We start from the raw sequence: 23,635 nt of genomic DNA, 5'->3' as shown, positions 1-23,635 counted from the left end.
ATCGGTGTTGCGGGCGACGGCCGCGACATGCGGCGCGCATGGCCCGCGACAGCTCATTTCAGTTCCGCGGCGAAATCTTCTTCCCAGTATTCGCCGGGCATCCGTGTCGCCGCATCGTCGCCGCGCTCGATTTCGCGGCGGCGCAGCTCGACGCGGCGGATCTTCCCGGAGATGGTCTTCGGCAGCTCCGCGAACTGCAGGCGGCGGATGCGCTTGTACGGCGCGAGCTTCTCGCGCGAGAAGCGGAAAATCTCCAGCGCGAGCGCGGGGCTTTCCTCGTAGCCCTGGCGCAGCGTGATGAAGGTTTTCGGCACCGACAGCCGTACCGGGTCCGGGCTCGGCACGACGGCCGCTTCCGCGATCGCCGGATGCTCGATCAGCACGCTTTCCAGTTCGAACGGGCTCAGCCGGTAGTCGGACGACTTGAACACGTCGTCCGCGCGGCCGATGTAGACGTAGTAGCCGTCGTCGCCGCGCATCGCGATGTCCGACGTGCGGTAATGGCCATCGCGCATCGCGTGGGCCGTCGCGTCGGGATTGTTCGCGTAGCCCGTCATCAGCCCGACCGGACGCATCACGCCCGCACCGATCGGCAGCGCGACCTCGCCTTCGCCGACGGGCGCGCCGTCCGGGTCGAGCAGCGCGATCCGGTAGCCGGGCAGCGGGCGGCCCATCGAACCGGCGACGACCGGCTGGCCCGGCGTGTTGCCGATCAGGCAGGTCGTCTCGGTCTGGCCATAGCCGTCGCGAATCGTGATGCCCCACGCCTTCTTCACGCGCTCGATGATCTCGGGATTCAGCGGCTCGCCCGCGCCGACGATCTCGCGCAGCTTCACGTCGAACGACGCGAGCGGCTGCTGCACGAGCATGCGCCACACGGTCGGCGGCGCGCACAGCGTGGTCACCTGGTATTTGACGAGCGCGTCGAGCACGACCTTCGGCTCGAAGCGCGCGTAGTTGAACGCGAACACGCACGCCTGCGCGTTCCACGGCGCGAAGAAGCAGCTCCACGCATGCTTCGCCCAGCCCGGCGAGCTGATGTTCCAGTGAATGTCGCCCGGCTGCAGGCCGACCCAGTACATCGTCGACAGGTGCCCGACGGGATAGGTTCGGTGCGTATGCTCGACGAGCTTCGGTTTCGACGTCGTGCCCGACGTGAAGTACAGCAGCATCGGATCGTTCGCGTGCGTGACGGCGTCCGGCTCGAATGCGGCGCTCGCCGCGTAGCCGTCGTTCATCGCGAGCCAGCCCGCGCGCGGTGCGCCGGCGACGATTTTCTGCGTGAGGCCAAGATCGGCCTGTTCGAATTTCGCGGTTTCGCTCTCGTCGACGATCGCGTATTTCGCGCCGCCGATCTGCACGCGATCGCGCACGTCGTCGGCCGACAGCTGCGTGGTCGCGGGCAGCACGATCGCGCCGAGCTTCATCGCGGCGAGCATCGCGTCCCACAGCTCGACACGGTTCGGCAGCATCAGCAGGATCCGGTCGCCGCGCACGACGCCGATGCCGCGCAGCCAGTTCGCGATCCGCGACGAGCGCTCGGACATCTGCGCGAAGGAATACGGGTCGCCCGTGCCGGTTGCCGCGTCGACGATCCACAGCGCGGGCTTGTCGTTGCCGCGCGCCATCGGGTCGAAGTAGTCGAGCGCCCAGTTGAATGCATCGAGCACCGGCCATTCGAAATCGCGGTACGCGGTTTCGTAGTCGGTGCGATGGCGCAGCAGAAAGTCGCGTGCGTCCAGGAATGCCTGTACCGTCATCGTGTCGTCTCCGTCTCGAGTCTCCATGCCCAGCGGTCAACCGGGCACGCGCCGCGGCGCATGCACGGTTCCGTGTCGCGCGGCGCACGGTCACGTCGTTGCGTGCCGCGTTTGCCGCGCTGCCCTCGTGCCCTGCCTGTTTGCCTGCCTTATTGGTTTGTGTGATTGCCGATAGCGCGCGCGTCGCGATTCAGGACTCAAAGCTGTCGCGCGATCACCATCCGCTGCACTTCGCTGGTGCCCTCGTAGATCTGCGTGATGCGCGCGTCGCGATAGTGACGCTCGACTTCGTAATCGGCGAGATAGCCGTAACCGCCGTGAATCTGGATCGCATCCGAACACACGCGCTCGGCCATCTCGGACGCGAACAGCTTCGCCTGCGATGCTTCGGACAGGCACGGCAGCCCGGCCGTGCGCAGCTTCGCCGCGTGATGCACGAGCAGGCGCGCCGCGTTGATCTGCGTGGCCATGTCGGCGAGCTTTTGCTGGATCGCCTGATGCTCGGCGATCGGCTTGCCGAACTGCACGCGCTCGCCCGCATAGCGGCGCGCCTTGTCGAACGCGGCGCGCGCAATGCCGAGCGCCTGCGCGGCAATGCCGATGCGCCCGCCTTCCAGGTTCGACAGCGCGATCTTCAATCCTTCGCCGCGATTGCCGAGCAGGTTTTCTTCCGGAATCGCGCAGTTCTCGAACGTGATCGGGCACGTGTCGGACGCGCGGATGCCCATCTTCTTTTCCGGCTTGCCGACGATGAAGCCGGGCGTGTCGGTCGGCACCAGGAACGCGGAAATGCCGCGCTTGCCGGCTTCCGGGTCGGTCATGGCAAAAACGATCGCGACCCCGGCACGCTGGCCGTTGGTCACGAACTGCTTCGCGCCGTTCAGCACCCACTTGCCGTCGCGCAATTCCGCCCGCGTGCGCAGGTTGTGCGCCTCGGAGCCGGCCTGCGGCTCGGTCAGGCAGAACGCGCCGATGATGCGGCCCGCCGCCATCTCGGCCAGCCAGCGATCCTTCTGCGCGGGCGTGCCGAAGCCGAGGATCGGCCCGCAGCCGACGGAGTTGTGCACGCTCATCATCGTCGCGCATGCGGCGTCGCCGGCGGCGATTTCCTCCATCGCCAGCGCGTAGGCGACGTAATCCGTATACGCGCCGCCCAGCTCCTGCGGCACGATCATCCCGAGCAGGCCGAGTTCGCCGAGCTGCGCGACGACGGCGTCGGGCAGGTGCGCGTCGTGGTCCCACTGCGCGGCGTTCGGCGCCAGCACCTCGGTGGCAAAAGCGCGCGCGGCGTCGCGGATCATCCGCTGGTCTTCGGTGTAAAGCTCGTCCATGGCGCTGCTGTCTCCCGCGGCCGCGTGCCGCGACCGACCTTTCGTTTCGATGCAACAAGTGTAGGCAAGCGCGCGCGACTGTTCGATGCTCGCGCCGCTCATTTACACTGAGCGTTTTTGCCATACCGGCGGCTTCGATGAAGCAGGAAGACAAGGGAACCGTCGCGATCAGCCTCGTCGCCTACAGCGTGGCGCTCGCCACCCGGCGCGGCGTCGCGGCCGAGCCGCTGCTCGCGCAGGCCGGCATCGCGCCGGCGCTGCTCGCGCAGCCGCGTGCGCGGGTGTCCGCGCAGCAATACGGCGCGCTGTGGAACGCCATTGCGCGCGCGCTCGATGACGAGTTTTTCGGGCAGGATCGCCATCCGATGCGCAGCGGCAGCTTCATCGCGATGAGCCAGGCGGCGCTGTCCGCGCAGGACGGGCTGCACGCGATGGCGCGCGCGGTGAATTTCATGCACTGCGTGCTCGACGACCTGCACGCGGAACTCGACGCCAACCCGCAGCGCGTGCGGCTGCGTTTCGTGCACCGCAACAGCACCGCGACGCCCGCGATGTTCACGTACGCGACCTATTTCATCATCGTGTACGGGCTGACCTGCTGGCTGATCGGGCGGCGCATCCCGCTGCTGCACGCGAGCTTCCGCTGCGACACGCCGCCGGCCGACCACGAATATCCGTCGATGCTGTGCGACGACATGCGGTTCAACCAGCCCGATTCGTATGTCGATTTCGATCCCGAATTCGCGACGCTGCCGGTCGTGCAGAACGCCAGGACGCTGAAAACGTTTCTGCGCAACGCGCCGGCCAGCTTCATCGTCAAGTACCGCAACCCGAACGCGCTCGCGCAACGCGTGCGCACCGTGCTGCGCGGCATGCCGCCCGCCGCGTGGCCCGGCGCCGACGGGATGGCCGCGCGGCTGCACGTCGCCGAGGCGACGCTGCGCCGCAAGCTGCACCAGGAAGGTCATGCGTACCAGGCGATCAAGGACACGCTGCGGCGCGACCTCGCGTTCGAGGCGCTGGCCGATCCGTCGCGGACCATCGCCGACGTCGCGGCGGCCACCGGTTTCGCCGAACCGAGCGCGTTCTACCGCGCGTTTCGCAAATGGAGCGGGCGCAGCCCGGCCGAATATCGGGAAGAAGCGCTCGCGCGCGGCGGCGGCGCCGGCTGATTCCGCGGCCTGCCGCGTCGCCTTCGCGCTTTCCGCCGAAACCGCCTAATCTTCAAATATCGGGCCAACGCCCTTTCCGCGAGCCGGACGGCGTGCGGCCGCGCGCCGCCCGGACGCCCCGATGCGCATTCACCGTCATGGGCCGTCGCCGGCACCTGCATCGCCCGGCGCCCGCCCCCGTCACCCGCTGTCCGCGCGGGTCGCGCGCGCCGCGCTGTTCGCGGCGCTGCTCGTCGTGTGCGCGGCCGTTGCCGCCCCGCCTCCCGCCGCCGCACCCGCGGCCGCGCCTCCGGTGTTCGTGATTCCGGTCAACGGCGCGATCGGGCCGGCCAGCGCCGACTTCATCGTCCGCTCGCTCGACCGCGCGGCGCGCGAGCACGCGCCGCTCGCGATCCTGCAACTCGATACGCCGGGCGGCCTCGACACGTCGATGCGGCAGATCATCAAGGCGATCCTCGGCTCGCCGGTGCCGGTCGCCGCGTTCGTCGCGCCGGGCGGCGCACGGGCCGCGAGCGCGGGCACCTATATCGTCTACGCGAGCCACATCGCCGCGATGGCGCCCGGCACCAATCTCGGCGCGGCGTCGCCGGTGCAGTTCGGCATCGGCGGTGGCGCGCCGGGTGCGCCAGGGACGCCGGGCGCGCCCCGACCGTCGCCGGCCGGCGCATCGGGTGCTGCCGGCGCATCGGGCGCATCCGCGACGCCGGCCGAGTTGCCGAACGATACGCAGTCGACCGAGATCCGCAAGGCGACCCAGGACGCCGCCGCGTACATCCGCGGCCTCGCGCAGTTGCGCGGACGCAATGCCGGATGGGCCGAGCGCGCGGTGCGCGAGGCCTTGAGCCTGTCGGCGACCGAGGCGCGCGCGCAACATGTCGTCGACCTGATCGCACAGGACCCGGCCGACCTCGCGCGCCAGCTCGACGGCCGCACCGTGACGACGACCGCCGGCACGGTGCGCGTCGCGACCGCGCATGCGCCGCTCGTCGTGCTCGCGCCCGACTGGCGCAGCCGCTTCCTGTCGATCATCGCCGATCCGAACGTCGCGCTGATCCTGCTGACGATCGGCATCTACGGTCTGTTCTTCGAATTCGCGAATCCCGGCTTCGTGCTGCCGGGCGTCGCCGGCACCATCTGCCTGCTGATCGGGCTGTTCGCGATGCAATTGCTGCCGATCAGCTATGCGGGCCTCGGGCTCGTGCTGCTCGGTCTCGGCTGCCTCGTCGCCGAGGCGTTCCTGCCGACCTTCGGCGTGCTCGGGTTTGGCGGAATCGTATCGTTCACGATCGGCGCATTAATGCTGATCGATACCGACGTGCCCGGCTACGGCATTCCGTGGCAGGTGATCGCGGGCCTCGCGGTCGGCGGCGGGCTGCTCGTCGCCGGCGTGTCGAGCGTCGCGCTGCGCGCGCGGCGGCGGCCGGTCGTGACGGGCGCCGAGGCGATGGTCGGCAGCATCGGCGAAGTGCTCGACGACGGCCTGCGCGCCGACCAGCCGCAGGACGCGGCCGGCCCCGCCCCGTCGGCGGCGGGCTGGGCGCGCGTGCACGGCGAGCGCTGGCGCGTCGCGAGCAGCATGCCGCTGGCCGCCGGCTGCCGCGTGCGCGTCACCGGCCGCCACGGGCTGACGCTCACCGTCGCGCCGCTCTACGACGTGCCGGCACACGAACAACAACACCAGGGAGCACCGTCATGATGGGCTACACGTTCGGCTTCAGCGGCGTCCTGATCGTCTTCGTCGTGGTGCTGGTCGCATCGTCGATCCGCATCTTCCGCGAGTACGAACGCGGCGTCGTGTTCATGCTCGGCCGGTTCTGGAAGGTGAAGGGGCCGGGGCTCGTGCTGATCATCCCGATCGTCCAGCAGGTCGTGCGGATCGACCTGCGCACCGTCGTGTTCGACGTGCCCGCGCAGGACGTGATCACGCGCGACAACGTGTCGGTGAAGGTCAATGCGGTCGTGTATTTCCGCGTCGTCGATCCGGAGAAGGCCGTGATCCAGGTCGCGCGCTTCTTCGAGGCGACGAGCCAGCTCGCGCAGACGACGCTGCGCGCGGTGCTCGGCAAGCACGAACTCGACGCGTTGCTCGCCGAGCGCGAGCAGTTGAATGCCGACATCCAGAAGACGCTCGATGCGCAGACCGATGCGTGGGGAATCAAGGTGTCGACGGTCGAGATCAAGCACGTGGACCTGAACGAAACGATGATCCGGGCGATCGCGCGGCAGGCCGAGGCCGAACGCGAACGGCGCGCGAAGGTGATTCACGCGGAAGGCGAATTGCAGGCGTCGGAGAAGCTGCTGCAGGCGGCGCAGCGGCTTGCGCAGCAGCCGCAGGCGATGCAGCTGCGCTACCTGCAGACGCTGACGACGATCGCGGCGGACAAGAATTCGACGATCGTGTTTCCGCTGCCGGTGGATCTGCTGAGCGCGTTGCTGGATCGGTTGGGGCCGCCGCGCGAGCGGTGAGGGTCAGCGGTTACCGGCATCGAGAAGCGTTCAGGCGCAATCTGTCGACATCCCGAAACGCGAACCCGCTACCCGCCATGCGGATGAGCGTCAGTGTATGGCCATGCCGGCTATGCAGCCGATGCCAAGATCGAATCGATCAGCTCCGCCCCGCCCTCAATGTCTTCGTTGCCAACGAATCGGGAAACTTCCATGTGCCCGTCTTCGAACACGTCAATCTCGATACGTTGCCCAACGACCGTTACGGAAACGAGGATGGAGTCCGACCGGTGACGACTGAGCGCGTAAGAAACACGCGCAACGTCCAGCTTCGTCAGCAAGTCAAATATCGGGTGAGTCATGTTAGATCCTACTTTTTGAATCGGTTGTCGTTCAGGAGTTTGAGGGCTTTGCGGGCATCCTTGACTCCGCCGCGCGCGTCGCTCTGAATATCGTTGAGTGTCGCGTTCAGATACTGGCTCGGAAACACGCGCAATACGGAGCCTTTGCACTCCGCCGAGATCACGTCGCAAGCGTACATTCTGCCGCGATCCGCACCTGCCATCTCCATCACGTCACCGGTCAGATCATCGGGAACGTATTCAAACGGCTGCGCGCTACCCAGCGCCGTGGCTATGGTGCCATCGGGCAGCATGTCGCCCGGTTTCGCAAACCATATCGCGATTCCATCGTTGACGGAAAGCTTGCGTACCGCGCGATTCGACGTGTCCAAACTGGTCGCTGCGCCGGCCGCGCGCTTGAATAGCTGAGACGGCGAGAATGTGATCGATCGCGGGCGCGGCGGCTCATCGGTTCCTCGACTGCCTACCCCGGATGAGCGTAGCTGCTCAACAATCGCAATAACGTCACCGCCGCTCATGGCGCGCTGCAATGCCGGCAAAAGTTGTTGCGGCTCGATGCTCTGGGCGTAGTGCCCGACGCGGCAGTCCTCAAGAAAATCGCGCAGGCGCGCCAGTTGTGCGGTATCGCGTGCCAGGTCTCCCACGCCGGCCGCCCCCACAAGCTCCTTTCCCGCCTTTTCCCCCGGTGTGCCGGAAGGGAAACGCGAGCGATGTTCACTTCGCGAATACAGTGTGCAACGCCTGCCGACGCCCACCGCAAAATCAAAGGGCATATGGACTCCACCGGGATAAGCGCTCAACGACACTCGAGTTCATGCACTTGCATCGTCATTGCTCGCTGAGAGGACGCATCGTATGCATCCGTCCGTCACGCAGGCATGCGCCATCTCGCCGCACTTCGCCTGTATCGGCGACGGAATCCACGAAACGTACGACGGAGCGCAAGGAAGTTCTGCGAATTCACAGCGACGCGCACACAAGCTTGGAAAGTGTCACGGCGGCACTGTGCGATCGCGGCAAGGGCTGACCTACCGTGGCCAGCACCTTATGTCCGGAGGTATTTTTGGGGGGTATGTCTGGCGAACAAAACTTGCGTGCTTCAACCAGCAGCGGATGGCGGCCGGAAATTCAGTCCGGCCCCCACCCGCCACGCGTCAAGCCAGCAGCTTGCGATCCGTCTTGCCGTACTTGATCGACTTCTCGTCCGGGATCATCAGGCCCGTGTGCTCGTCGCGGCCCTGCAGCAGAAAACGCGCGTCCGGATTGCCGATCTGTTCGGCCGCGAGCTTGCTGTCCGCGCCGATCTCGCCCTTCTTCATCCGGTTGACGATCACGCCGGCCGCGGTGTCCTTGAAGTCGCGCAGCATCCACGCGTCGCCGTCGCTGTCGCCGAACACCAGCAGCGGGCCGTAGCCCTTCTTCGACGCGAGCACGTTGCGGATGCCCACCGTCTTGCCGGGCCCCCAGTTGAAATGCCAGCCGGCCGGATAGGTGCTCGTGTACTTGCCGTCCTGCATGTCGAGCCGCAGGCCGATCACGTTCTCGGGCGGCACGCCGTAGCCATAGTTCGGATTGCCGGCGAATACGCGCACGACATCGTCGAGCGACGCGGTGCTCACGTACACGTCGATGCCGTTCGCACGCAGCGTGTGCATCACCGCGCGGATTTCCTCGTGAATGCGGATGCCGTGGAAATGCGTGTCGGCCACCACGCCGGCCTTGCCCGGCAGCGTCTTCGGGCTTTCGTAGCGGACCTTGCGCAGCGCGTCGCCGATACCGTAGTTGTTCGACGCTTCCGCCATCGCCTGCAGCTCGGCGGTCGTCATGTTCTTGTAGAAGTAGATGATCCACTTGTAGCCGACTTCGAGCGGATGCGTGTCGCAGATCGCGTCGTACATGAAGTACAGCTTCGCGCGAAAATCCTTGAACTGGTCGGTCTCGCGAATCTCGTCGAGGCTCTTGTCGCCGCCGAGGCCCTTGTAGTTCGCATGGAGCCAGCGGTAGTCGGACTCGACGTCGGCGGCGAGATCCTCCATCGTCACCGGCTTGCCGTCGACGGTCGTGTAGTCCTTCATGAACGCGCCCTTCGGCACGTCCTTCCACATCACACCGACGAACTCGTCCGGCGTCAGCTTGTACTGCAGATGGTTGATCTGGTACATCAGTAACGCCTCTTCGCAGTCGTTCATGATGCACGTGTTGTCCCAGTCGAACACCGCGTACGGGCGGCGCTTTCCGTCGTAGCGCGCGCTCGCGACGCCGTGCCGGTCGAGCACCGCCTGCAGGCGCGCGGCGTTGAACGGCGACCAGCGGCCCGGGTCCAGCGCGTCCGGCGCGGTCGCGCTCTTCGCGCCGGCCATGCCGGCCTTGAGCATCAGCGGCGTCGCAGCGGTCGCAGCGGCAAGGGTGTTCATGAACTTGCGGCGTTGCATGGTCTCTCTCCGTGGAATGGTCGAATCGGCTTGGGTCGCTGCCCCGCGCAACGCGCGGCACACCCGCTCCGCGAAGCCGGAAAGGCTTCGAATCGGGGGCGAATGATGTGACGAAATTATTTCGGCAATTTGACAGCGTCTCGCCACGACACGACGGGGAATTGATCCGGTGCGACATGCCGGGCCGGCGCCGCCACCGCGCGCGCGCTCCGGCCGGCCCTCCCGCACCGGCCACGTGCACGGCGACGGCCATCCGGCCCCGACCGCCGAAAACCTAGAGCGTCCCCTCCATTTCGGCCTTCATTAGGAGAAGCCCTCACCTCCGCGCCACGTGGAACCGGCTATGATCTTTACATCGATCAATGACACATTAAATGCTGACTGAATAATTCGCCCGCGTCGCCGAACGCAGGCCGACACATGGAGACGCAACATGCCCGATCATCCGCTGCCGGAAGTCCATCTCGACGAGCTGCCGCAATTCCGCGCGGTCCAGCAGCTTGCCTATCGCTGCGTCGAGACCGTCGGCGCGATGCTCTACCCCGGCATCACCGAGAAGGAAGCCGCGCGCCTGCTGACCGAATGGCTGCAGGACAACGGCGTGCACGACTGGCTGCACAAACCGTTCGCGTGGTTCGGCGACCGCACGGCGTTCCAAGGCTTCTCCGGCCTGAAGCACATGGGCGGCTTCAACCTCGCGTTCTTCCCGAGCAACCGCCAGCTCGAGACCGACATGCCCGTGATCCTCGACGTCGCGCCCGTGCTCGACGGGATCGTCGCGGACGTCGGCTACGCGCACTGCCTCGGCCAGAACCCGATCCTCGAACAGTTGCAGGACGACCTGATGGACCATCGCGACATGATCGTGCGGCTGGTCAAAGAGCGTCGCCCGATGGCCGAGGTCGCGCAGGCGGTCGACGCGCTGTGTCGCCGCCAGGGCGTCGAGCCGCGCCACAAGGCCTATCCGTTCAAGGTGCTCGCGCATCGCGTCGCGAAGATCCACAAGCTGTCGACACCGCGCTTCGTCGCGCGCTTCGGGCTGAACGCGACGCGCAACCTGCTGCTCGACCAGGGCCGCGCGGCGAAGCAGCAGGGCTGGTCGCCGCTGTGGTCGATCGACCGCCGCTCCGAACACGCGCCGGTGCCGGGCCTGTGGGCCGTGGAGCCGCATCTCGGCTTCGCCGGCGTCGGCGCGAAATTCGAGGAACTGCTGGTGATCACCGACGACGACGCGTACTGGCTCGACGACGACCTGCCGCACGTGCGCCGCTGGCAGCGCCGCCAGGCCGAACGCGCGCAGGCCGTCGCGAGCGTGCCGGCGGCCGCCTGACACGAACGCCGCCTTCCACCGAATCCCTGAACGACGGACACACGATGCAGCCTCTTTCCGATGAAGCGCCGCTGGCCCTGTTCGAATCGGTTCACAGCGAGACGGCCGTCGCCTCCGGCGACCTGACGCTCGCGGTCAGGACCTGGGGCGACCCGGCCCGCTCGCCGGTCGTGCTCGTGCACGGCTACCCCGACGACAGCAGCGTCTGGCAGCACGTCGCGCCGCTGCTCGCGCGCACGCACTACGTGATCGCCTACGACGTGCGCGGCGCGGGCCTGTCCGGCGCGCCGAAGCGCACGGCCGATTACCACCTCGCGAAGCTGACCGACGACTTCATCGCGGTGATCGACGCGCTCTGCCCCGGCCGCGCGGTGCACCTGATCGCGCACGACTGGGGCTCGATCCAGGGCTGGGAGTTCGTCACGGACCCGCGGCTCGCCGACCGCATCGCGTCGTATACGTCGTGCTCGGGGCCATGCCTCGACCACGTCGGCTTCTGGCTGCGCGAACGCGTGCTGCATCCGACGCCCGCGTCATTGGCCAGGCTCGGCGGGCAGCTCGTGCGCTCGTGGTACGTGTATCTGTTCCATCTGCCGTTCATCCCCGAGCTCGGCTGGCGGCTGTGGCTCGGCCGCGCATGGCCGGGCCTGCTGCGCCGGGTCGAGAAGACCCCCGCCACGCCGCGCGCGACGCAGGCCGACGACGGCGCGCGCGGCGTGCGCCTCTATCGCGCGAATTTCATCCGCTGCCTGTTCGCGCCGCGCGAGCGCTACGCGCACGCGCCGGTGCAGACGATCGTGCCGCTCGGCGACAAATACGTGAGCCCGGCGCTGTCCGAGAACCTGTCGCGCTGGGTGCCGCAGTATTACCGCCGCGAAGTCGCGGCCGGCCACTGGCTGCCGCTCGCCGATCCCGCGCGCTTCGCGGGCCTCGCCGAACAGTTGATCGACGCGGTCGAATCGGGCGACGAGCCGCCCGCGCTCGCGAACGCACGCCGCCGCGCGACCAGCGGCCGCTTCAGCGGCAAGGTCGCGGTCGTCACCGGCGCGGGCAGCGGCATCGGCCGCTGCGCGGCGCTCGCATTCGCCCGCGAAGGCGCGACCGTCGTCGCGTGCGACATCGATCTCGCGAGCGCCGAGCGCACCGCGCTGCTGCTCGGGCTGACCGGCGCGCAGGCGCATGCGAAACGCGTGGATGTCGGCTCCGCCGACGAGATGGAAGCGCTCGCGGCATGGGTCGGCAGCGAACTCGGCGGCGCCGACGTCGTGATCAACAACGCGGGCATCGGCATGGCCGGCGGCATTCTCGACACGAGCGAACGGCACTGGGAGCGCATCCTGCACGTGAACCTGTGGGGCGTGATCCACGGCTCGCGGCTGTTCGCGCAGCAGATGGCCGCACGCGGCACGGGCGGCCACATCGTCAACACCGCGTCCGCCGCCGCGTTCGGGCCGTCGCGCGACCTGCCCGCGTACGCGACGACGAAGGCCGCCGTGCTGATGCTCAGCGAATGCATGCGCGCGGAACTCGCGGAAAAAGGCATCGGCGTGACGGCCGTCTGCCCCGGCTTCGCGGAAACCGGAATCATGGCGTCGACGCAATACGCGGGCGCCAACGCACAGGACGAGGCGCGGCTGCGCAAACGCGCGACGAAGCTGTACCAGATGCGCGGCCTGAAGCCGGAAACCGTCGCGCAGGCGATGGTCGACGGCGTGCTGCGCAACCGGCCGGTCGTGGCCGTGGGCACCGAGGCGCACGCGCTGCGCTTCGTCGGCCGCTTCATGCCGTGGCTCGGCCGGATGCTCGCCCGCGTCAGCATGGCATCGCATTGACGGCGCGGCGCGCCGCACAGGAACGGAGACACAGATGACCGCTACCGCCGACTATCACAAGATCAAGGCCCGGCACGTGAAGTTCGACTTCAGCGACACGCCGATCACGTGGGTGCCGAACGACCCGGGCAGCACGCACATCATCAACACGCTGAACCTGCTGTTCCCGGAAGGCGAACTGTGGTTCTGCCGCGTATACAACAAGGCGCTGCCGAACATCACCGATGCGCGCCTGCGCGACGAAGCCGAGGGCTTCCTGCGCCAGGAAGCCGTGCATTCGCGCTCGCACGGCGGCGTGCTCAAGCATTACTACGATCGGCACGGGATCGACACGAAGCCATTCACGCAGAAGCTGAACTGGCTGTTCACGCGCGTGCTGGGCGAAGCGCCGTTCGGGCTGAAGATCGGCCACACGCGCTTCTGGCTGCGTCAGCAGCTCGCGGTGATCGCGTCGCTCGAACATTTCTTCGGCTATCTCGGCAACTGGGTGCTCAACGCGCACGGGCTCGACGAAGGCCGCGCCGACCCGACGATGGTCGACCTGCTGCGCTGGCACGGCGCGGAGGAAGTCGAACACCGGACCGTCGCGTTCGACATCTACAACCACATGGGCGGCAACTATCCGGAACGCTGCGTGCACATGGCGTTCGTGATCGTGCTGCTGCTCTACTTCATCACGAGCGGCGCGAAATTCATGTACCGGCGAGATCCCGTCGCCGGCCGTTATCCGGGTTTCGTGCTGTCGTGGTGGAAGGGTTCGCGGCGCGGGCATCTGCCGTCGTTCTGGAAGGTGATCGGCGCGGCGCTGCGCTATTTCAGGCCGGGCTATACGCCGCACCACGAAGGCTCGACCGAGCAGGCACTCGCGTATCTGGCGCGCTCGCCGGCCGCGCAGGCGGCCGCGCACGGCGGCAACTGGGGCACGACGAAGGGCGCGTGACCGGGCCCGCACGCGGGTTCGCGACGGTTTCGGCGGGGGCGCCCGCCGAAATGCGTACAATCGCGGCTTCATTTCCCGGAGGTGCCGCGATGGCCATGAAGAAAACCGATCTAGAAAAGAACAAGGCGCTCAAGCTGACGCACGCGATGAAGCAGTCCAGCTCCGCCCGCTTCGGCAAGGGCGCCGAGGACGCGGCGAAGCTCGACCGCCGCGCGCAGCGCAAGCTCGACCAGGAGCAGGGCCTCGTGCCGTTCGCGTGCAAGCTCAACGCCGACCTCGTCGAACAGCTGAAGGCACGCGCCGCCACGCATCCGAACGGGATGACGGGCCTGCTGTCCGAACTGCTCGTCAACGGCCTCGCCCAGCGCGACGCGTGATCGTCACATATCTCGAAAATAGTCGTTGACAACGCCGTACGACATCGACAAACTCGTTCGCATGCCTACGTTCAAGCTCATCGCCATCGCGAATCATTGCCCGCTGAACATTCGAAAGAATGGATCACGGGAGGCGCTTGTGCGTTAGCATCCGAGCAGTACCGCATGTCACACAAGGCCTCACCGGAAACGGATGAGGCCTTTTTGTTCTGGTGCGCGTCATCCGTCCGGCTCAACGAATGGAGAAGACGATGGACCAGGCAAGCCCGTTGTTCGACCGTCCCGATTCGCGCCGCGTCGGCGCGATCGCGTTACCGACCGTCGTGATCCGTTTCGCGGTCGCGCCGCGCACGACGCTGACCTGGCGCGCGCCGAGCGATGCGGAAATCCGCGCGCACGGCGCGCCGCTGTGGATCACGCGGCCGCCGAGCGTCGACGACTACTGGGTACAACCCGGCGACGTGCTGCGCATCGCGCGCGGCGATCGCATCTGGCTCGGCACCGATGACGACCGGCCGGCCGAGGCATCGATCACGACGGCGTACGTGAAGCGCGGCGAACGGCTGAGACGCACGCTCGCGCGCATGCAACGTTTGCTCGTCGGACGATGGCGAATACGGGATTGACGATGCGCGCTCACGCGCGCGACGGGATGCCGGAACGCACTGAATCAGCGCATCCGGAAACGGACGCACCCGCGACGCGACGCGTCGCAGGTGCGCATCGAATGACGCGGCACGCACGTGCGTGCCGCGAGCGATCGCGCGCCGTGCGCAACCCTGACATGCATCACGTGCATCAGGTGCTGGCGGCGAGACGCGGGCCCGTGCTGCGAGGCGTGGAATCGAGGTCGGGGCGTTGCGCCGCCTGCGAGGTCACCCACGGGTCGATGCCTTGCTTTTGCACCTCCTCGAGAAATGACACCCGCGTACGCCAGTAATCCGCCTGTAATTTCGCATCGATGACGCGCTGTTCGGCTGCGAACAGTTCCATGCGCGCCGTCACGAGCATCGACGCAGCGGTTTTTTCCGGCGTGGGGGCGTGCCGCATCGCCCAACGGCTGATCCAGTTCAACATGCTGACCTCCGTGATGACGGACAAACCCGCATCGGGCAATCGCAACCGGTCGCGCCTGCCCGAATGCGCAACGACCGTCACCGCGCTTCACCGCCTGGCCTGCACGGACTGCGACTCCCCCGCGTCGGCAACAACTGGCCGACGTGTGTGCGCGGTGTATCTATCCTAGAAAGACTTGCCGGTTAACGCGATGACGTCTTGCAATCTTTTACACAGAAACCACAGTCCGGCCCGCGTCGCGAAATGACAGTTGCGGACGCGACGGCTTCGGCGCAGGATAGCCCGATATCTGCAACCGCCTGGACTGACGAATGGCCGCTGCGCGCCGCCGCGCACCCGCGCCGGTCATGTGCGCGCGCATTGCGTCCGTCCTGTGTTCGCCCCTCGTGCGGGCGTGCCGTTGCGGTCGCGTACCATCGCATACCGTCGCGTGGCGGCCATGCACCGCACGTCGATCATGCCGTTGCGCCCGCATCGGCCGACACGTCCCGCCCGCCATCGAATCGTTTCCATCGTTTCTACCTGCCCGCCTGGTCCGAACCGGTAAAATGCGCGCCTTCGTCGCGCGGCCGGCCTGTCCGACCGTTCGCGCGAACGCTGCCGATCGTGCCCCGCAACTATATCGTCCGAGCTATCCGCGCTATTACAATCCGCCGATAGCGTCGCAATAGTGGCTGGTTACAGTAGGCCGGCCTCGCCGCTGCCTTACAACAATTCGGCATAAACAACAAGCAACACGACAACCCGACCGGAGAAACGCCTTCATGGAATCCATCAAGCGGTATTTCGGCTTCGACGAAGCCGGCACCGACTTCCGCACCGAAATACTCGCGGGCGTCACCACGTTCCTGACGATGGCCTACATCATCTTCGTCAACCCCGCGATCCTCGGCGATGCCGGCATGCCCAAGGAATCCGTGTTCGTCGCGACCTGCCTCGTCGCGGCGCTGGCGTCGATCATCATGGGGCTGTACGCGAACTACCCGATCGCCTGCGCGCCCGGCATGGGCCTGAACGCGTATTTCGCGTACACGGTCGTCAAGGGGATGGGCTTCACGTGGCAGGCCGCGCTCGGCGCCGTGTTCATCTCCGGCTGCCTGTTCCTGCTCGTCACGCTGTTCCGCGTGCGCGAGGCGATCGTCAACGGCATTCCGAAATCGCTGCGCATCTCGATCACCGCCGGCATCGGCCTGTTCCTCGGCATCATCTCGCTGAAAACCTCGGGCGTGATCGTCGGCAGCCCGGCCACGCTCGTCACGCTCGGCGACCTGCACAAGCACGACACGATCCTCGCGATCATCGGCTTCTTCACCATCGTCACGCTCGACCACCTGCGCGTGCGCGGCGCGATCCTGATCGGCATCATCGGCGTCACGATCCTGTCGTTCTTCTTCGGCGACAACCAGTTCCACGGCGTGTTCTCCGCGCCGCCGTCGATCGACGCGACGCTGTTCAAGCTCGACATCGGCGCCGCGCTGTCGACCGGCATCATCAACGTGATCCTCGTGTTCTTCCTCGTCGAACTGTTCGACGCGACCGGCACGCTGATGGGCGTCGCGAACCGCGCGGGCCTGCTCGTCGAAGGCAAGATGAACCGCCTGAACAAGGCGCTGCTCGCCGACAGCACCGCGATCGTCGCGGGCTCGGTGCTCGGCACGTCGTCGACCACCGCGTATATCGAAAGCGCGTCGGGCGTGCAGGCCGGCGGCCGCACGGGCGTGACGGCGATCACCGTCGCCGTGCTGTTCCTCGCGTGCCTGTTCATCGCGCCGCTCGCCGGCGTCGTGCCGGCCTACGCCACGGCACCGGCACTGCTGTACGTGTCGTGCCTGATGCTGCGCGAGATGGTCGACGTGCCGTGGGACGACGCGACCGAAGCCGTGCCGGCCGCGCTGACCGCGCTGCTGATGCCGTTCACTTACTCGATCGCGAACGGCGTCGCGTTCGGCTTCATCGCGTACGGCGGCCTGAAGCTGCTGACGGGCCAGGCCCGCACGGTCAAGCCGATCGTGTGGATCATCGCGGCCGTGTTCCTGTTCCGCTTCTTCTATCTCGGCAGCGAGTGACGCACGCGCGCCCCGGTGCGCCGCACGATGAAACGAAAACGCCACCTTCGGGTGGCGTTTTTTGTTGTGTTCTTGATTTGGCTACGCGCGTGGTGCGAGTGAACGCCGGTCAAGCTTTCGCCTGCCGAAGCACCCAGCGCGCGAAGGTCTGCACCGGCCCTTCTCCCAGTTCCAGCGCGTCGGGCAACACGAGACAGAAGCGCTTGACCACGCCCCGCCCGTCGGGCCACGGCGCGGCGAGCAACCCTTGCGCGATCTCGGCGTCGACATAGAGACGCGGCACCAGCGCAACGCCGAGCCCCGCCAGCGCCGCCGCGATCAGCATCGAGTAAAGGTCGTAGCGTGCGCCGGCGGCCGGATTACTCACCGGCAACCCCGTCTCCTGCACGTACGCCGACCACGCGTCGGGCGTCTGGCGCTTGTGCAGGCGCGGCAGCGTGCCCAGCAACATATCCGGCTGCCCGCCCGCGAGCAGCGACGGATGGCAGACCGGCACCAGCACCTCCTCGCACAACCGGTACGTGTGCATGCCGGCCCAGGCCGGATGCTCGAAGTGAATCGCCGCATCGAAACCGCTGCCGGCCAGAACGAACGGCTCCGCACGATCGGCGAAGTGCACCGTGATGTTCGGATGCTGCGTCTGGAATCCCTTGAGCCGCGGAATCAGCCAGCGCGTCGCGAACGTCGGCGTCACGGCGATATCGACGCTGCCGCCGTCGCCGGGCTGCCCCATCATGTACTGGCTGTCGCGCTCGAGCCGGTCCAGCACTTCGCGAACCTGCGCCGCGTAGCGCACGCCGTTCGGCGCCAACCGCACGCGGTTGCCGACCCGCTCGAACAACGGGACGCCCAGGAACGTCTCCAGCCGGCCGATCTGCCGGCTGATCGCGCCTTCCGTCAACGCCAGTTCGTCGGCGGCGCGCGCGAAGCTTCCATGCCGCGCCGCGGCCTCGAATGCCATCAATGCCGAATTGCTCGGAATCCTGCGTCGCGTCACGATTGCTCCCGGTCCGACCGCCGTCGGTCATGGCTTGATCAAATGTCATTGAACGGTGACGAATCATCGTTTTTCGCCCGTCGTGGCGCTCATTATCATGACAAAAACTCAACCCGTCGAGCCATCCGTTCGATTCCGACGGCCGCTCGCCCCCCTGCGGAGAAGTCATGATCTATGCCGTTGAATGCAGCATCGCCGAGGCCGCCGTCGAAGCCGAGTGGAACGACTTCTACAGCCGGATCAAACTGCCGGCGCTGATTTCCGTATCCGGCTTTCGCACGTCGCAACGCTTTCGCGCGCTCGGCGGCGACGGCCCCGTCTACCTCGCGCTGCATACGATCGACGGCCCGGACGTGCTGACGTCAGCCGAGTATCGCGACAAGGGCGGCGGCAATTTCGCGCGCTGGCAGCCGCACATCGTCGAGTGGCGCCGCAACGTATACGACTGCGCGGCACCCGCGCCCGCCGTCTCCGGCCATCAATGGCTGGCCGTTTGCGACGACCTCGCCCCGTTCGCGCGAGCAGGTATCGCCGCCACGGCCATGCATGCAGTCGCGCTGGATCGCCGGCCGGCGGCGCGCTGGCTGGCCGTACTCGCGCACGATCAGGCTCGACTCGCGTCCGATGCCGCGATCCGGCTCTATGCGCCGATGGGTGACCGACTCGTCAGCACGACGACGTCGGCAACCGCACGCTGACCGGAGCCCGATCATGCCCAGCGTCACGATTTCGATCCCCGAAGCGAGCATGCCGACCAGCGCGGCGCTCGACGCGTTGTCGTCGGCGTGCGAGAGGATTTGCACCGACGTGTTGAGCGCCGCACCCGGCACGGTCCATGTCGTATATGTGCCGGTCCGGCACGGCTGCGGACATCCGGTCAGCGCGGAGATCCGCTTTCGCGTCACATCATTTCGCACCACTGAACTGATGGACCGGTTCATGACGGAACTGGATCGCGAGATTCTTCGCCACACCGGATTCGTCGCACGGATCCGCTGCTTCGGCTATGACACCACCCACCTTCACGCCCGACATTGACCCATGAGCGCCTCGGTTCCCCGTCCTTCTTTCCCGTGCCGCCAGGTCGGCGATTTCACGGTGACCGCGATCAGCGACGGCACGCTGACGGCCGGCCTCGACCTGCTGTCGAACATCGACGTCGACGACGCGATCGGCATCATGCACAGGGCCGGCATACACGCGCCGTCCGACGTCAACATCAACTGCTACGTCATACGCGGGCACGGGCGCACCGTGCTCGTCGATACCGGCGCCGGCGGCATCCGGAACTGGGGCGGCTTGCTGCGTCCGTCGCTGTCGCGAGCCGGCATCGATGCACGCGACATCGACACGGTCCTGCTGACGCACGCCCATCCTGACCACATCGGCGGCCTGCTCGACACGGACGGACAGCCGGCCTTTCCGCAAGCGGAGGTGTTCATTCACGAACGGGAACGTGCGTTCTGGCTGGACGACGGCATGTACGAGCGGGCAAGCGAGCGCGCACGCGGCAATTTCCGGATCGCGCGGCGCACGTTCGACGTGTATCGCGCGCAGCTACGCACCATCGAGGCGGCAGGCGACGTGCTGCCCGGCATCGTCGCCGTGCCGCTGCCGGGGCACACGCCCGGCCACACCGGCTATCGCGTCGAATCGCACGGAGAGCGCCTGCTGATCTGGGGCGATCTCGTGCATTTCGCGCCGATTCAGGTTGCTCGCCCCGACGTGTCGATTGCGTTCGATCACGATCCGTCGCAGGCATCGTCGACGCGCGCGGCCACGCTCGACGAAGTCGCTTCGGATAACTTGCTGATTGCGGGCATGCACCTGGCCGACACGGGCTTCGCACGCATCGCGCGCGCGAACGGCGCAACCGGCGACGCGTACGTGCTGAGCGGCGCGGATTGAGCGAAACGGAACCCGGGAACGCACGCACGCCAGCGCGCTGGCACGACGTTCGAATCGTGCCGGGCACCGCCCCGCGCGGGCGCGCTACCGGACGAGCATGCGCCGATATGACACGGGCGCCGGTATCCGACGCCCGCTCCGTCGCTGCCCGGTCGTCCGGTTCAGCGCCAGTTCGCCTCGTAGAAGCGCACGTAGCCGCTGCGCAGCGTCACGCATTGCGCGCGCGTCTCGGACAGCAACCGCCGTGCGGCCGCCTCGATACGCTCGCGGTGCTGATCGTACGCACCGACCATGTCCTCGAAGCGCGGCGATGCCGCACCGAAATGATCCTCCAGCGCCTCGGCGGTGATCTGACATTGGACGCGCTCGCCATTGACCAGCGCCGTAAAACCAAGCATCAGGTCGCGCCCCGAATATTCGGGCTTCTCATTCGTGAAATGGATCTGCATGGGAGCCGCCTTGTCCGGTAGAAAGCAAATGACCGCGTCCGTCGTCCGCTACCGGCCGGACGAAAATTTACGCGGGCTCGCCGGCAGAGGCAGCATCCACGGGGGTATGGCGCAGACAATGCGTGCCGGTTGCATTCCACTGTAGACGGTTTCGCGCAGGAGGCAAAATTTACGATGTGCGTCGTTCCGACGCGCTTTTTCATCAGACCAGCGCGACATCCGGCACCGTTTTGCCGAGCGGCGTCAGTGGGGATCGGTGGGCCAGATGTTCAGTGCGATGGCGGCGGTCGTGGCACCTACCGCGATCGCGGCGGCCCCGTATTGCACCGCATCGCTCAGGTCGAACAGCAGACCGTGGATCGCGACGGCGATGCCGCCCAGCATGATGAAAGTGGCGATGGCCGCCAACACGACTCTCAGTTCCGTCCGAACCATGATGGGTCTCCCGAACGGATGCATGTCACGTCGCATGCATGTTGCGATGCGGAACACGGCGCGTGCGTGCTCCACTTTCATCATTGCAGGCGGACGCTTAAAAGCAAGGGGGTTTTGTACGCAGTCGCACAACGCGCGCGGCGCTTGTATGATGAGGCGATATCGATGGCGGCGGCCCGGGTGGCGGATGGTGCGGTGCAAAGCGTGAGCTGGGGGCGACCGCGGAGCATGGGGCCCTGGCAAGCGCTGAAGTGCTACCTCCGGCCGACCGCGAAGCATGGGACCAAAGTAAGCGCTAAAGCGCTAACTCCGGCCGACCGCGAAGCATGGGACCAGAGTAAGCGCTGAAGCGCTAACTCTGGCCGACCGCGAAGCATGGGACCAGAGTAAGCGCTAAAGCGCTAACTCTGGTCGACAGGAGACAAGACATGCCTCAACCTTTCGTGCTGCCCGCCACCGCGGGCCGCAACGACCTGCTCGCGCAGGCGCATGCCCGTTCGACCGCGGTCGGCCTGCGCGCAAACGAGCGCCCCGATTTCTCGCCGCTGTCGCGGCTCGCGCTGCGCGAACTGCTCGACACGAACCACGCATTGTTCGCGCACGCGCGCCCGGTGATGGAGAACCTCCACGCGCAGATCGCCGACACGCAAAGCCTCGTGCTGCTCACCGACGCCGACGGCGTGATCCTGCACAGCATCGGCGATGCGGACTTCATCGAAAAAGCAAACCGCGTCGCGCTGTGCACCGGCGTGTCGTGGGCCGAAGGCGCACGCGGCACCAACGCGATCGGCACCGCGCTCGCATCGGGCCAGGCGGTCGCCGTGCACGGGGCCGAACACTTCCTGCGCGCGAACCATATCCTCACCTGCTCGTGCGCGCCGATCATCGACCCGTTCGGCCGCACGCTCGGCACGCTCGACGTGAGCGGCGACCCGCGCGGCTTCAGCCCCCATACGCTCGCGCTCGTGCGGATGTCCGCGCAGTTGATCGAGAACCATCTGTTCGCGAACCAGTGCGCAGAAGCACTGCGGCTGCGCTTCCACGCCCACGAGGATTGCGTCGACTCGCTGTTCGCCGGGCTCGTCGCGTTCGGCCCCGACGGCGGGCTGATCGCCGCGAACCGCAGCGCGCAATTCCAGCTCGGCGCGACCTTCGATGCGTTGCAGCATCAAGGCTGCGATGCGCTGTTCGGCATGCACTTCGGACAGCTCGCGCAGCAGGCGGCCCGCGCACCCGGCGCACCGTTCCGCCTCACGCTGTCGACCGGCGTGCGCGTGCTCGCGCGCTGCGAATTCGCGGAAGCGCACAAGACGGCCGTCGCCGTCACGCCACCCGCGCCCGCCGCGCGCACACGGGCGCCGGACCCCGACGCGATCACGTTCGCGACGCTCGACACCGGCGATGCGCGGATGGCCGCCGTGCTCGAACGCGTCGCGAAGATTCGTGGGCGCGACCTGCCGTTGCTGATCCTCGGCCAGACCGGCACCGGCAAGGAATGGCTCGCGCGTGCGCTGCACCAGGCATCGCCGCGCGCGGACGGCCCGTTCGTCGCGGTCAACTGCGCGGCGCTGCCGGATTCGCTGATCGAAGCCGAACTGTTCGGCTACGAGGACGGCGCCTTCACCGGTGCGCGCAAGCGCGGCAGCCCCGGCAAGATCGCGCAGGCCGACGGCGGCACGCTGTTTCTCGACGAAATCGGCGACATGCCGCTCGCGCAGCAGGTCAGGCTGATGCGCGTGCTGCAGGAGCGCGCGGTGATGCCGCTTGGCGGCGCACGCGCGGTGCCGGTCGACGTGCGCGTGGTCTGCGCGACCCACCGCGACCTGCGTGCGATGATCGCCGAAGGCACGTTCCGCGAAGACCTGTTCTACCGGATCAACGGCCTTGCCGTCACGCTGCCGCCGCTCGCCGCGCGCACCGACCTGCCGGCACTGGTCGAGCGGATCCTCGCGCGGCTCGGTCGCAGCGAGCCGATGCCGAACCGCCTCGCGACCGACGTGCTCGACGCGTTCATGCGGCACCGCTGGCCCGGCAACCTGCGGCAAATGACCAACGTGCTGCGCACGGCCGGCATGCTCGCCGAAGACGAAGCCGAAATCACGCTCGCGCACCTGCCCGACGATTTCTGGCTCGACTGCGACGACGCGCCCGTGGCGCAGGCCGCGCCGTCCGACACGCGCGAAGCAACGACCCTGCAGAGCCACCAGGCCGCGGTGATCGACGCGGTGCTCGCGCGGCACGGCGGCAACGTATCGGCCGCCGCGCGGGAGCTCGGGCTCGCGCGCAATACCGTGTACCGCTACCTGCGCCGACACTGACGTCCCGGGCCGGCTGCCCGACGGGCGCCGGCCGCACCGCCTTCGGGTATGCTTGGCGCTTGCCTTGTCTTGCCGCCGCGCCGCCGCCCGCTTCGCCCCATGACCGATCCCGACCACCCGCCTCTCGTACGCATCGAGCCGCTCGGCGCGACGTTCGACGCCCCCGATTCGCTGACGCTCCTCGAGGCCGCCGCGTTCGCGCACGTCAGGCTGCCGCGCTCGTGCCGCAACGGCACGTGCCGAAGCTGCCTGTGCAGGATCGTCAGCGGCAGCGTACGCTATACGATCGAATGGCCGGGCCTGAGCCGCGAGGAAAAGGCCGACGGCTATACGCTGCCGTGCGTGGCCGTCGCGACCTCGGATGTCGTGCTCGACGTGCCCGACGCGGTGATGATCGACTGAAC

At 67.3% G+C, this 23,635-nt stretch carries 23 protein-coding genes; 14 read left to right on the top strand and 9 right to left on the bottom strand.

Features of this window, described 5'->3' with window-relative positions; translation table 11 throughout:
• Nucleotides 1-53: 53 nt before the first annotated feature.
• Together ACV22V_RS23435 and ACV22V_RS23430 are read right to left on the bottom strand one after the other, a co-directional pair.
• Entirely contained in the window at nucleotides 54-1,760 is a 1,707-nt protein-coding gene (locus ACV22V_RS23435) for an AMP-binding protein (protein ID WP_059527014.1), read from the bottom strand.
• A 197-nt stretch (nucleotides 1,761-1,957) separates the two neighbouring features.
• Entirely contained in the window at nucleotides 1,958-3,091 is a 1,134-nt protein-coding gene (locus ACV22V_RS23430) for an acyl-CoA dehydrogenase family protein (RefSeq protein WP_059527243.1), read from the bottom strand.
• Nucleotides 3,092-3,228: 137 nt separating this feature from the next.
• Here ACV22V_RS23430 and ACV22V_RS23425 point away from each other — a divergent pair, with 137 nt between their 5' ends.
• The 3 genes from ACV22V_RS23425 to ACV22V_RS23415 all read left to right on the top strand — a co-directional run bounded on the left by ACV22V_RS23425 (nucleotide 3,229) and on the right by ACV22V_RS23415 (nucleotide 6,729).
• On the top strand, nucleotides 3,229-4,263 hold the full coding sequence (locus ACV22V_RS23425; RefSeq protein ID WP_059692086.1) for an AraC family transcriptional regulator: 1,035 nt from the start codon (nucleotides 3,229-3,231) through the stop codon (nucleotides 4,261-4,263).
• 121 nt (nucleotides 4,264-4,384) lie between these two features.
• The gene (locus ACV22V_RS23420; protein WP_448015685.1) at nucleotides 4,385-5,959 is read left to right on the top strand and encodes an NfeD family protein; all 1,575 of its coding nucleotides are present in this window, start codon (nucleotides 4,385-4,387) and stop codon (nucleotides 5,957-5,959) included.
• A complete protein-coding gene (locus tag ACV22V_RS23415) occupies nucleotides 5,956-6,729 on the top strand; it encodes a slipin family protein (protein ID WP_059527023.1) in 774 nt (257 codons plus the stop codon). Before ACV22V_RS23420 ends, ACV22V_RS23415 begins: the two co-directional genes overlap by 4 nt.
• A gap of 110 nt (nucleotides 6,730-6,839) precedes the next feature.
• Here the strand turns inward: ACV22V_RS23415 and ACV22V_RS23410 are convergent, their stop codons facing one another.
• The 3 genes from ACV22V_RS23410 to ACV22V_RS23400 form a co-directional block, all read right to left on the bottom strand.
• Nucleotides 6,840-7,070, bottom strand: a complete 231-nt coding sequence (locus tag ACV22V_RS23410) for a hypothetical protein (protein ID WP_223964841.1) — start codon at nucleotides 7,068-7,070, stop codon at nucleotides 6,840-6,842.
• Between the two features lie 8 nt (nucleotides 7,071-7,078).
• The gene (locus ACV22V_RS23405; protein WP_448015684.1) at nucleotides 7,079-7,870 is read right to left on the bottom strand and encodes a hypothetical protein; all 792 of its coding nucleotides are present in this window, start codon (nucleotides 7,868-7,870) and stop codon (nucleotides 7,079-7,081) included.
• Nucleotides 7,871-8,224: 354 nt separating this feature from the next.
• Complete coding sequence (locus ACV22V_RS23400) at nucleotides 8,225-9,502, bottom strand: haloacid dehalogenase-like hydrolase (protein ID WP_059527026.1); 1,278 nt, start codon at nucleotides 9,500-9,502, stop codon at nucleotides 8,225-8,227.
• A gap of 433 nt (nucleotides 9,503-9,935) precedes the next feature.
• On the opposite strand from ACV22V_RS23400, the gene ACV22V_RS23395 reads away from it, so the two are divergent.
• The 5 genes from ACV22V_RS23395 to ACV22V_RS23375 all read left to right on the top strand — a co-directional run bounded on the left by ACV22V_RS23395 (nucleotide 9,936) and on the right by ACV22V_RS23375 (nucleotide 14,607).
• Nucleotides 9,936-10,832 carry a M24 family metallopeptidase gene (locus ACV22V_RS23395; RefSeq protein ID WP_059692081.1) on the top strand — a complete coding sequence of 299 codons (897 nt, stop codon included), beginning with the start codon at nucleotides 9,936-9,938 and terminating at the stop codon, nucleotides 10,830-10,832.
• A gap of 44 nt (nucleotides 10,833-10,876) precedes the next feature.
• Nucleotides 10,877-12,664, top strand: coding sequence for an SDR family oxidoreductase (locus ACV22V_RS23390; RefSeq protein ID WP_448015683.1), 1,788 nt, complete (start codon nucleotides 10,877-10,879; stop codon nucleotides 12,662-12,664).
• A 34-nt stretch (nucleotides 12,665-12,698) separates the two neighbouring features.
• Nucleotides 12,699-13,604 carry a metal-dependent hydrolase gene (locus tag ACV22V_RS23385; protein ID WP_448015682.1) on the top strand — a complete coding sequence of 302 codons (906 nt, stop codon included), beginning with the start codon at nucleotides 12,699-12,701 and terminating at the stop codon, nucleotides 13,602-13,604.
• A gap of 89 nt (nucleotides 13,605-13,693) precedes the next feature.
• Nucleotides 13,694-13,981 carry a hypothetical protein gene (locus ACV22V_RS23380; protein WP_448015681.1) on the top strand — a complete coding sequence of 96 codons (288 nt, stop codon included), beginning with the start codon at nucleotides 13,694-13,696 and terminating at the stop codon, nucleotides 13,979-13,981.
• A gap of 251 nt (nucleotides 13,982-14,232) precedes the next feature.
• Nucleotides 14,233-14,607 (top strand): DUF2917 domain-containing protein, encoded by a 375-nt coding sequence (locus ACV22V_RS23375; protein WP_059527245.1) that lies wholly within the window; start codon nucleotides 14,233-14,235, stop codon nucleotides 14,605-14,607.
• A 172-nt stretch (nucleotides 14,608-14,779) separates the two neighbouring features.
• Here ACV22V_RS23375 and ACV22V_RS23370 read toward each other — a convergent pair whose 3' ends face one another.
• Entirely contained in the window at nucleotides 14,780-15,058 is a 279-nt protein-coding gene (locus ACV22V_RS23370; protein ID WP_006480752.1) for a hypothetical protein, read from the bottom strand.
• A 764-nt stretch (nucleotides 15,059-15,822) separates the two neighbouring features.
• Between ACV22V_RS23370 and ACV22V_RS23365 the strand changes: the two genes are divergently transcribed.
• Nucleotides 15,823-17,124, top strand: coding sequence for an NCS2 family permease (locus ACV22V_RS23365; RefSeq protein WP_059527038.1), 1,302 nt, complete (start codon nucleotides 15,823-15,825; stop codon nucleotides 17,122-17,124).
• A 109-nt stretch (nucleotides 17,125-17,233) separates the two neighbouring features.
• Here ACV22V_RS23365 and ACV22V_RS23360 read toward each other — a convergent pair whose 3' ends face one another.
• Nucleotides 17,234-18,085, bottom strand: a complete 852-nt coding sequence (locus ACV22V_RS23360; RefSeq protein WP_448015698.1) for a LysR substrate-binding domain-containing protein — start codon at nucleotides 18,083-18,085, stop codon at nucleotides 17,234-17,236.
• A gap of 203 nt (nucleotides 18,086-18,288) precedes the next feature.
• Here ACV22V_RS23360 and ACV22V_RS23355 point away from each other — a divergent pair, with 203 nt between their 5' ends.
• From ACV22V_RS23355 to ACV22V_RS23345, 3 genes are read left to right on the top strand one after another with little or no spacing between them, the layout of a single operon-like run.
• Entirely contained in the window at nucleotides 18,289-18,819 is a 531-nt protein-coding gene (locus ACV22V_RS23355) for a sugar ABC transporter (protein WP_448015680.1), read from the top strand.
• 13 nt (nucleotides 18,820-18,832) lie between these two features.
• On the top strand, nucleotides 18,833-19,159 hold the full coding sequence (locus tag ACV22V_RS23350) for a hypothetical protein (RefSeq protein ID WP_448015679.1): 327 nt from the start codon (nucleotides 18,833-18,835) through the stop codon (nucleotides 19,157-19,159).
• Nucleotides 19,160-19,162: 3 nt separating this feature from the next.
• The gene (locus tag ACV22V_RS23345; protein ID WP_448015678.1) at nucleotides 19,163-20,029 is read left to right on the top strand and encodes an MBL fold metallo-hydrolase; all 867 of its coding nucleotides are present in this window, start codon (nucleotides 19,163-19,165) and stop codon (nucleotides 20,027-20,029) included.
• A 161-nt stretch (nucleotides 20,030-20,190) separates the two neighbouring features.
• Here the strand turns inward: ACV22V_RS23345 and ACV22V_RS23340 are convergent, their stop codons facing one another.
• Together ACV22V_RS23340 and ACV22V_RS23335 are read right to left on the bottom strand one after the other, a co-directional pair.
• A complete protein-coding gene (locus ACV22V_RS23340; protein WP_014898618.1) occupies nucleotides 20,191-20,478 on the bottom strand; it encodes a DUF1488 family protein in 288 nt (95 codons plus the stop codon).
• Between the two features lie 243 nt (nucleotides 20,479-20,721).
• Entirely contained in the window at nucleotides 20,722-20,913 is a 192-nt protein-coding gene (locus ACV22V_RS23335) for a DUF2964 family protein (RefSeq protein WP_059527249.1), read from the bottom strand.
• Between the two features lie 428 nt (nucleotides 20,914-21,341).
• Between ACV22V_RS23335 and ACV22V_RS23330 the strand changes: the two genes are divergently transcribed.
• The gene (locus ACV22V_RS23330; protein WP_448015677.1) at nucleotides 21,342-23,231 is read left to right on the top strand and encodes a sigma-54-dependent Fis family transcriptional regulator; all 1,890 of its coding nucleotides are present in this window, start codon (nucleotides 21,342-21,344) and stop codon (nucleotides 23,229-23,231) included.
• 99 nt (nucleotides 23,232-23,330) lie between these two features.
• Nucleotides 23,331-23,633, top strand: coding sequence for a 2Fe-2S iron-sulfur cluster-binding protein (locus tag ACV22V_RS23325; protein WP_059527056.1), 303 nt, complete (start codon nucleotides 23,331-23,333; stop codon nucleotides 23,631-23,633).
• The last annotated feature ends 2 nt before the right edge of the window (nucleotides 23,634-23,635 follow it).

The sequence above is a fragment of the Burkholderia sp. AW33-5 genome, from assembly GCF_053427615.1.
The sequence above is the reverse complement of the archived record's forward strand: the minus strand, read 5'-3'. Positions and strand labels throughout refer to the sequence as shown.

Coding starts and splice junctions, on each gene's coding strand:
- ACV22V_RS23415 (WP_059527023.1), top strand. CDS start 5,956: ATGATGGGCTACACGTTCGGCTTCAGCGGCGTCCTGATCGTCTTCGTC.
- ACV22V_RS23430 (WP_059527243.1), bottom strand. CDS start 3,091: ATGGACGAGCTTTACACCGAAGACCAGCGGATGATCCGCGACGCCGCG.
- ACV22V_RS23400 (WP_059527026.1), bottom strand. CDS start 9,502: ATGCAACGCCGCAAGTTCATGAACACCCTTGCCGCTGCGACCGCTGCG.
- ACV22V_RS23355 (WP_448015680.1), top strand. CDS start 18,289: ATGATCTATGCCGTTGAATGCAGCATCGCCGAGGCCGCCGTCGAAGCC.
- ACV22V_RS23345 (WP_448015678.1), top strand. CDS start 19,163: ATGAGCGCCTCGGTTCCCCGTCCTTCTTTCCCGTGCCGCCAGGTCGGC.
- ACV22V_RS23375 (WP_059527245.1), top strand. CDS start 14,233: ATGGACCAGGCAAGCCCGTTGTTCGACCGTCCCGATTCGCGCCGCGTC.
- ACV22V_RS23365 (WP_059527038.1), top strand. CDS start 15,823: ATGGAATCCATCAAGCGGTATTTCGGCTTCGACGAAGCCGGCACCGAC.
- ACV22V_RS23420 (WP_448015685.1), top strand. CDS start 4,385: ATGCGCATTCACCGTCATGGGCCGTCGCCGGCACCTGCATCGCCCGGC.
- ACV22V_RS23435 (WP_059527014.1), bottom strand. CDS start 1,760: ATGACGGTACAGGCATTCCTGGACGCACGCGACTTTCTGCTGCGCCAT.
- ACV22V_RS23425 (WP_059692086.1), top strand. CDS start 3,229: ATGAAGCAGGAAGACAAGGGAACCGTCGCGATCAGCCTCGTCGCCTAC.
- ACV22V_RS23340 (WP_014898618.1), bottom strand. CDS start 20,478: ATGCAGATCCATTTCACGAATGAGAAGCCCGAATATTCGGGGCGCGAC.
- ACV22V_RS23390 (WP_448015683.1), top strand. CDS start 10,877: ATGCAGCCTCTTTCCGATGAAGCGCCGCTGGCCCTGTTCGAATCGGTT.
- ACV22V_RS23410 (WP_223964841.1), bottom strand. CDS start 7,070: ATGACTCACCCGATATTTGACTTGCTGACGAAGCTGGACGTTGCGCGT.
- ACV22V_RS23360 (WP_448015698.1), bottom strand. CDS start 18,085: ATGGCATTCGAGGCCGCGGCGCGGCATGGAAGCTTCGCGCGCGCCGCC.
- ACV22V_RS23380 (WP_448015681.1), top strand. CDS start 13,694: ATGGCCATGAAGAAAACCGATCTAGAAAAGAACAAGGCGCTCAAGCTG.
- ACV22V_RS23370 (WP_006480752.1), bottom strand. CDS start 15,058: ATGTTGAACTGGATCAGCCGTTGGGCGATGCGGCACGCCCCCACGCCG.
- ACV22V_RS23395 (WP_059692081.1), top strand. CDS start 9,936: ATGCCCGATCATCCGCTGCCGGAAGTCCATCTCGACGAGCTGCCGCAA.
- ACV22V_RS23335 (WP_059527249.1), bottom strand. CDS start 20,913: ATGGTTCGGACGGAACTGAGAGTCGTGTTGGCGGCCATCGCCACTTTC.
- ACV22V_RS23385 (WP_448015682.1), top strand. CDS start 12,699: ATGACCGCTACCGCCGACTATCACAAGATCAAGGCCCGGCACGTGAAG.
- ACV22V_RS23350 (WP_448015679.1), top strand. CDS start 18,833: ATGCCCAGCGTCACGATTTCGATCCCCGAAGCGAGCATGCCGACCAGC.
- ACV22V_RS23330 (WP_448015677.1), top strand. CDS start 21,342: ATGCCTCAACCTTTCGTGCTGCCCGCCACCGCGGGCCGCAACGACCTG.
- ACV22V_RS23325 (WP_059527056.1), top strand. CDS start 23,331: ATGACCGATCCCGACCACCCGCCTCTCGTACGCATCGAGCCGCTCGGC.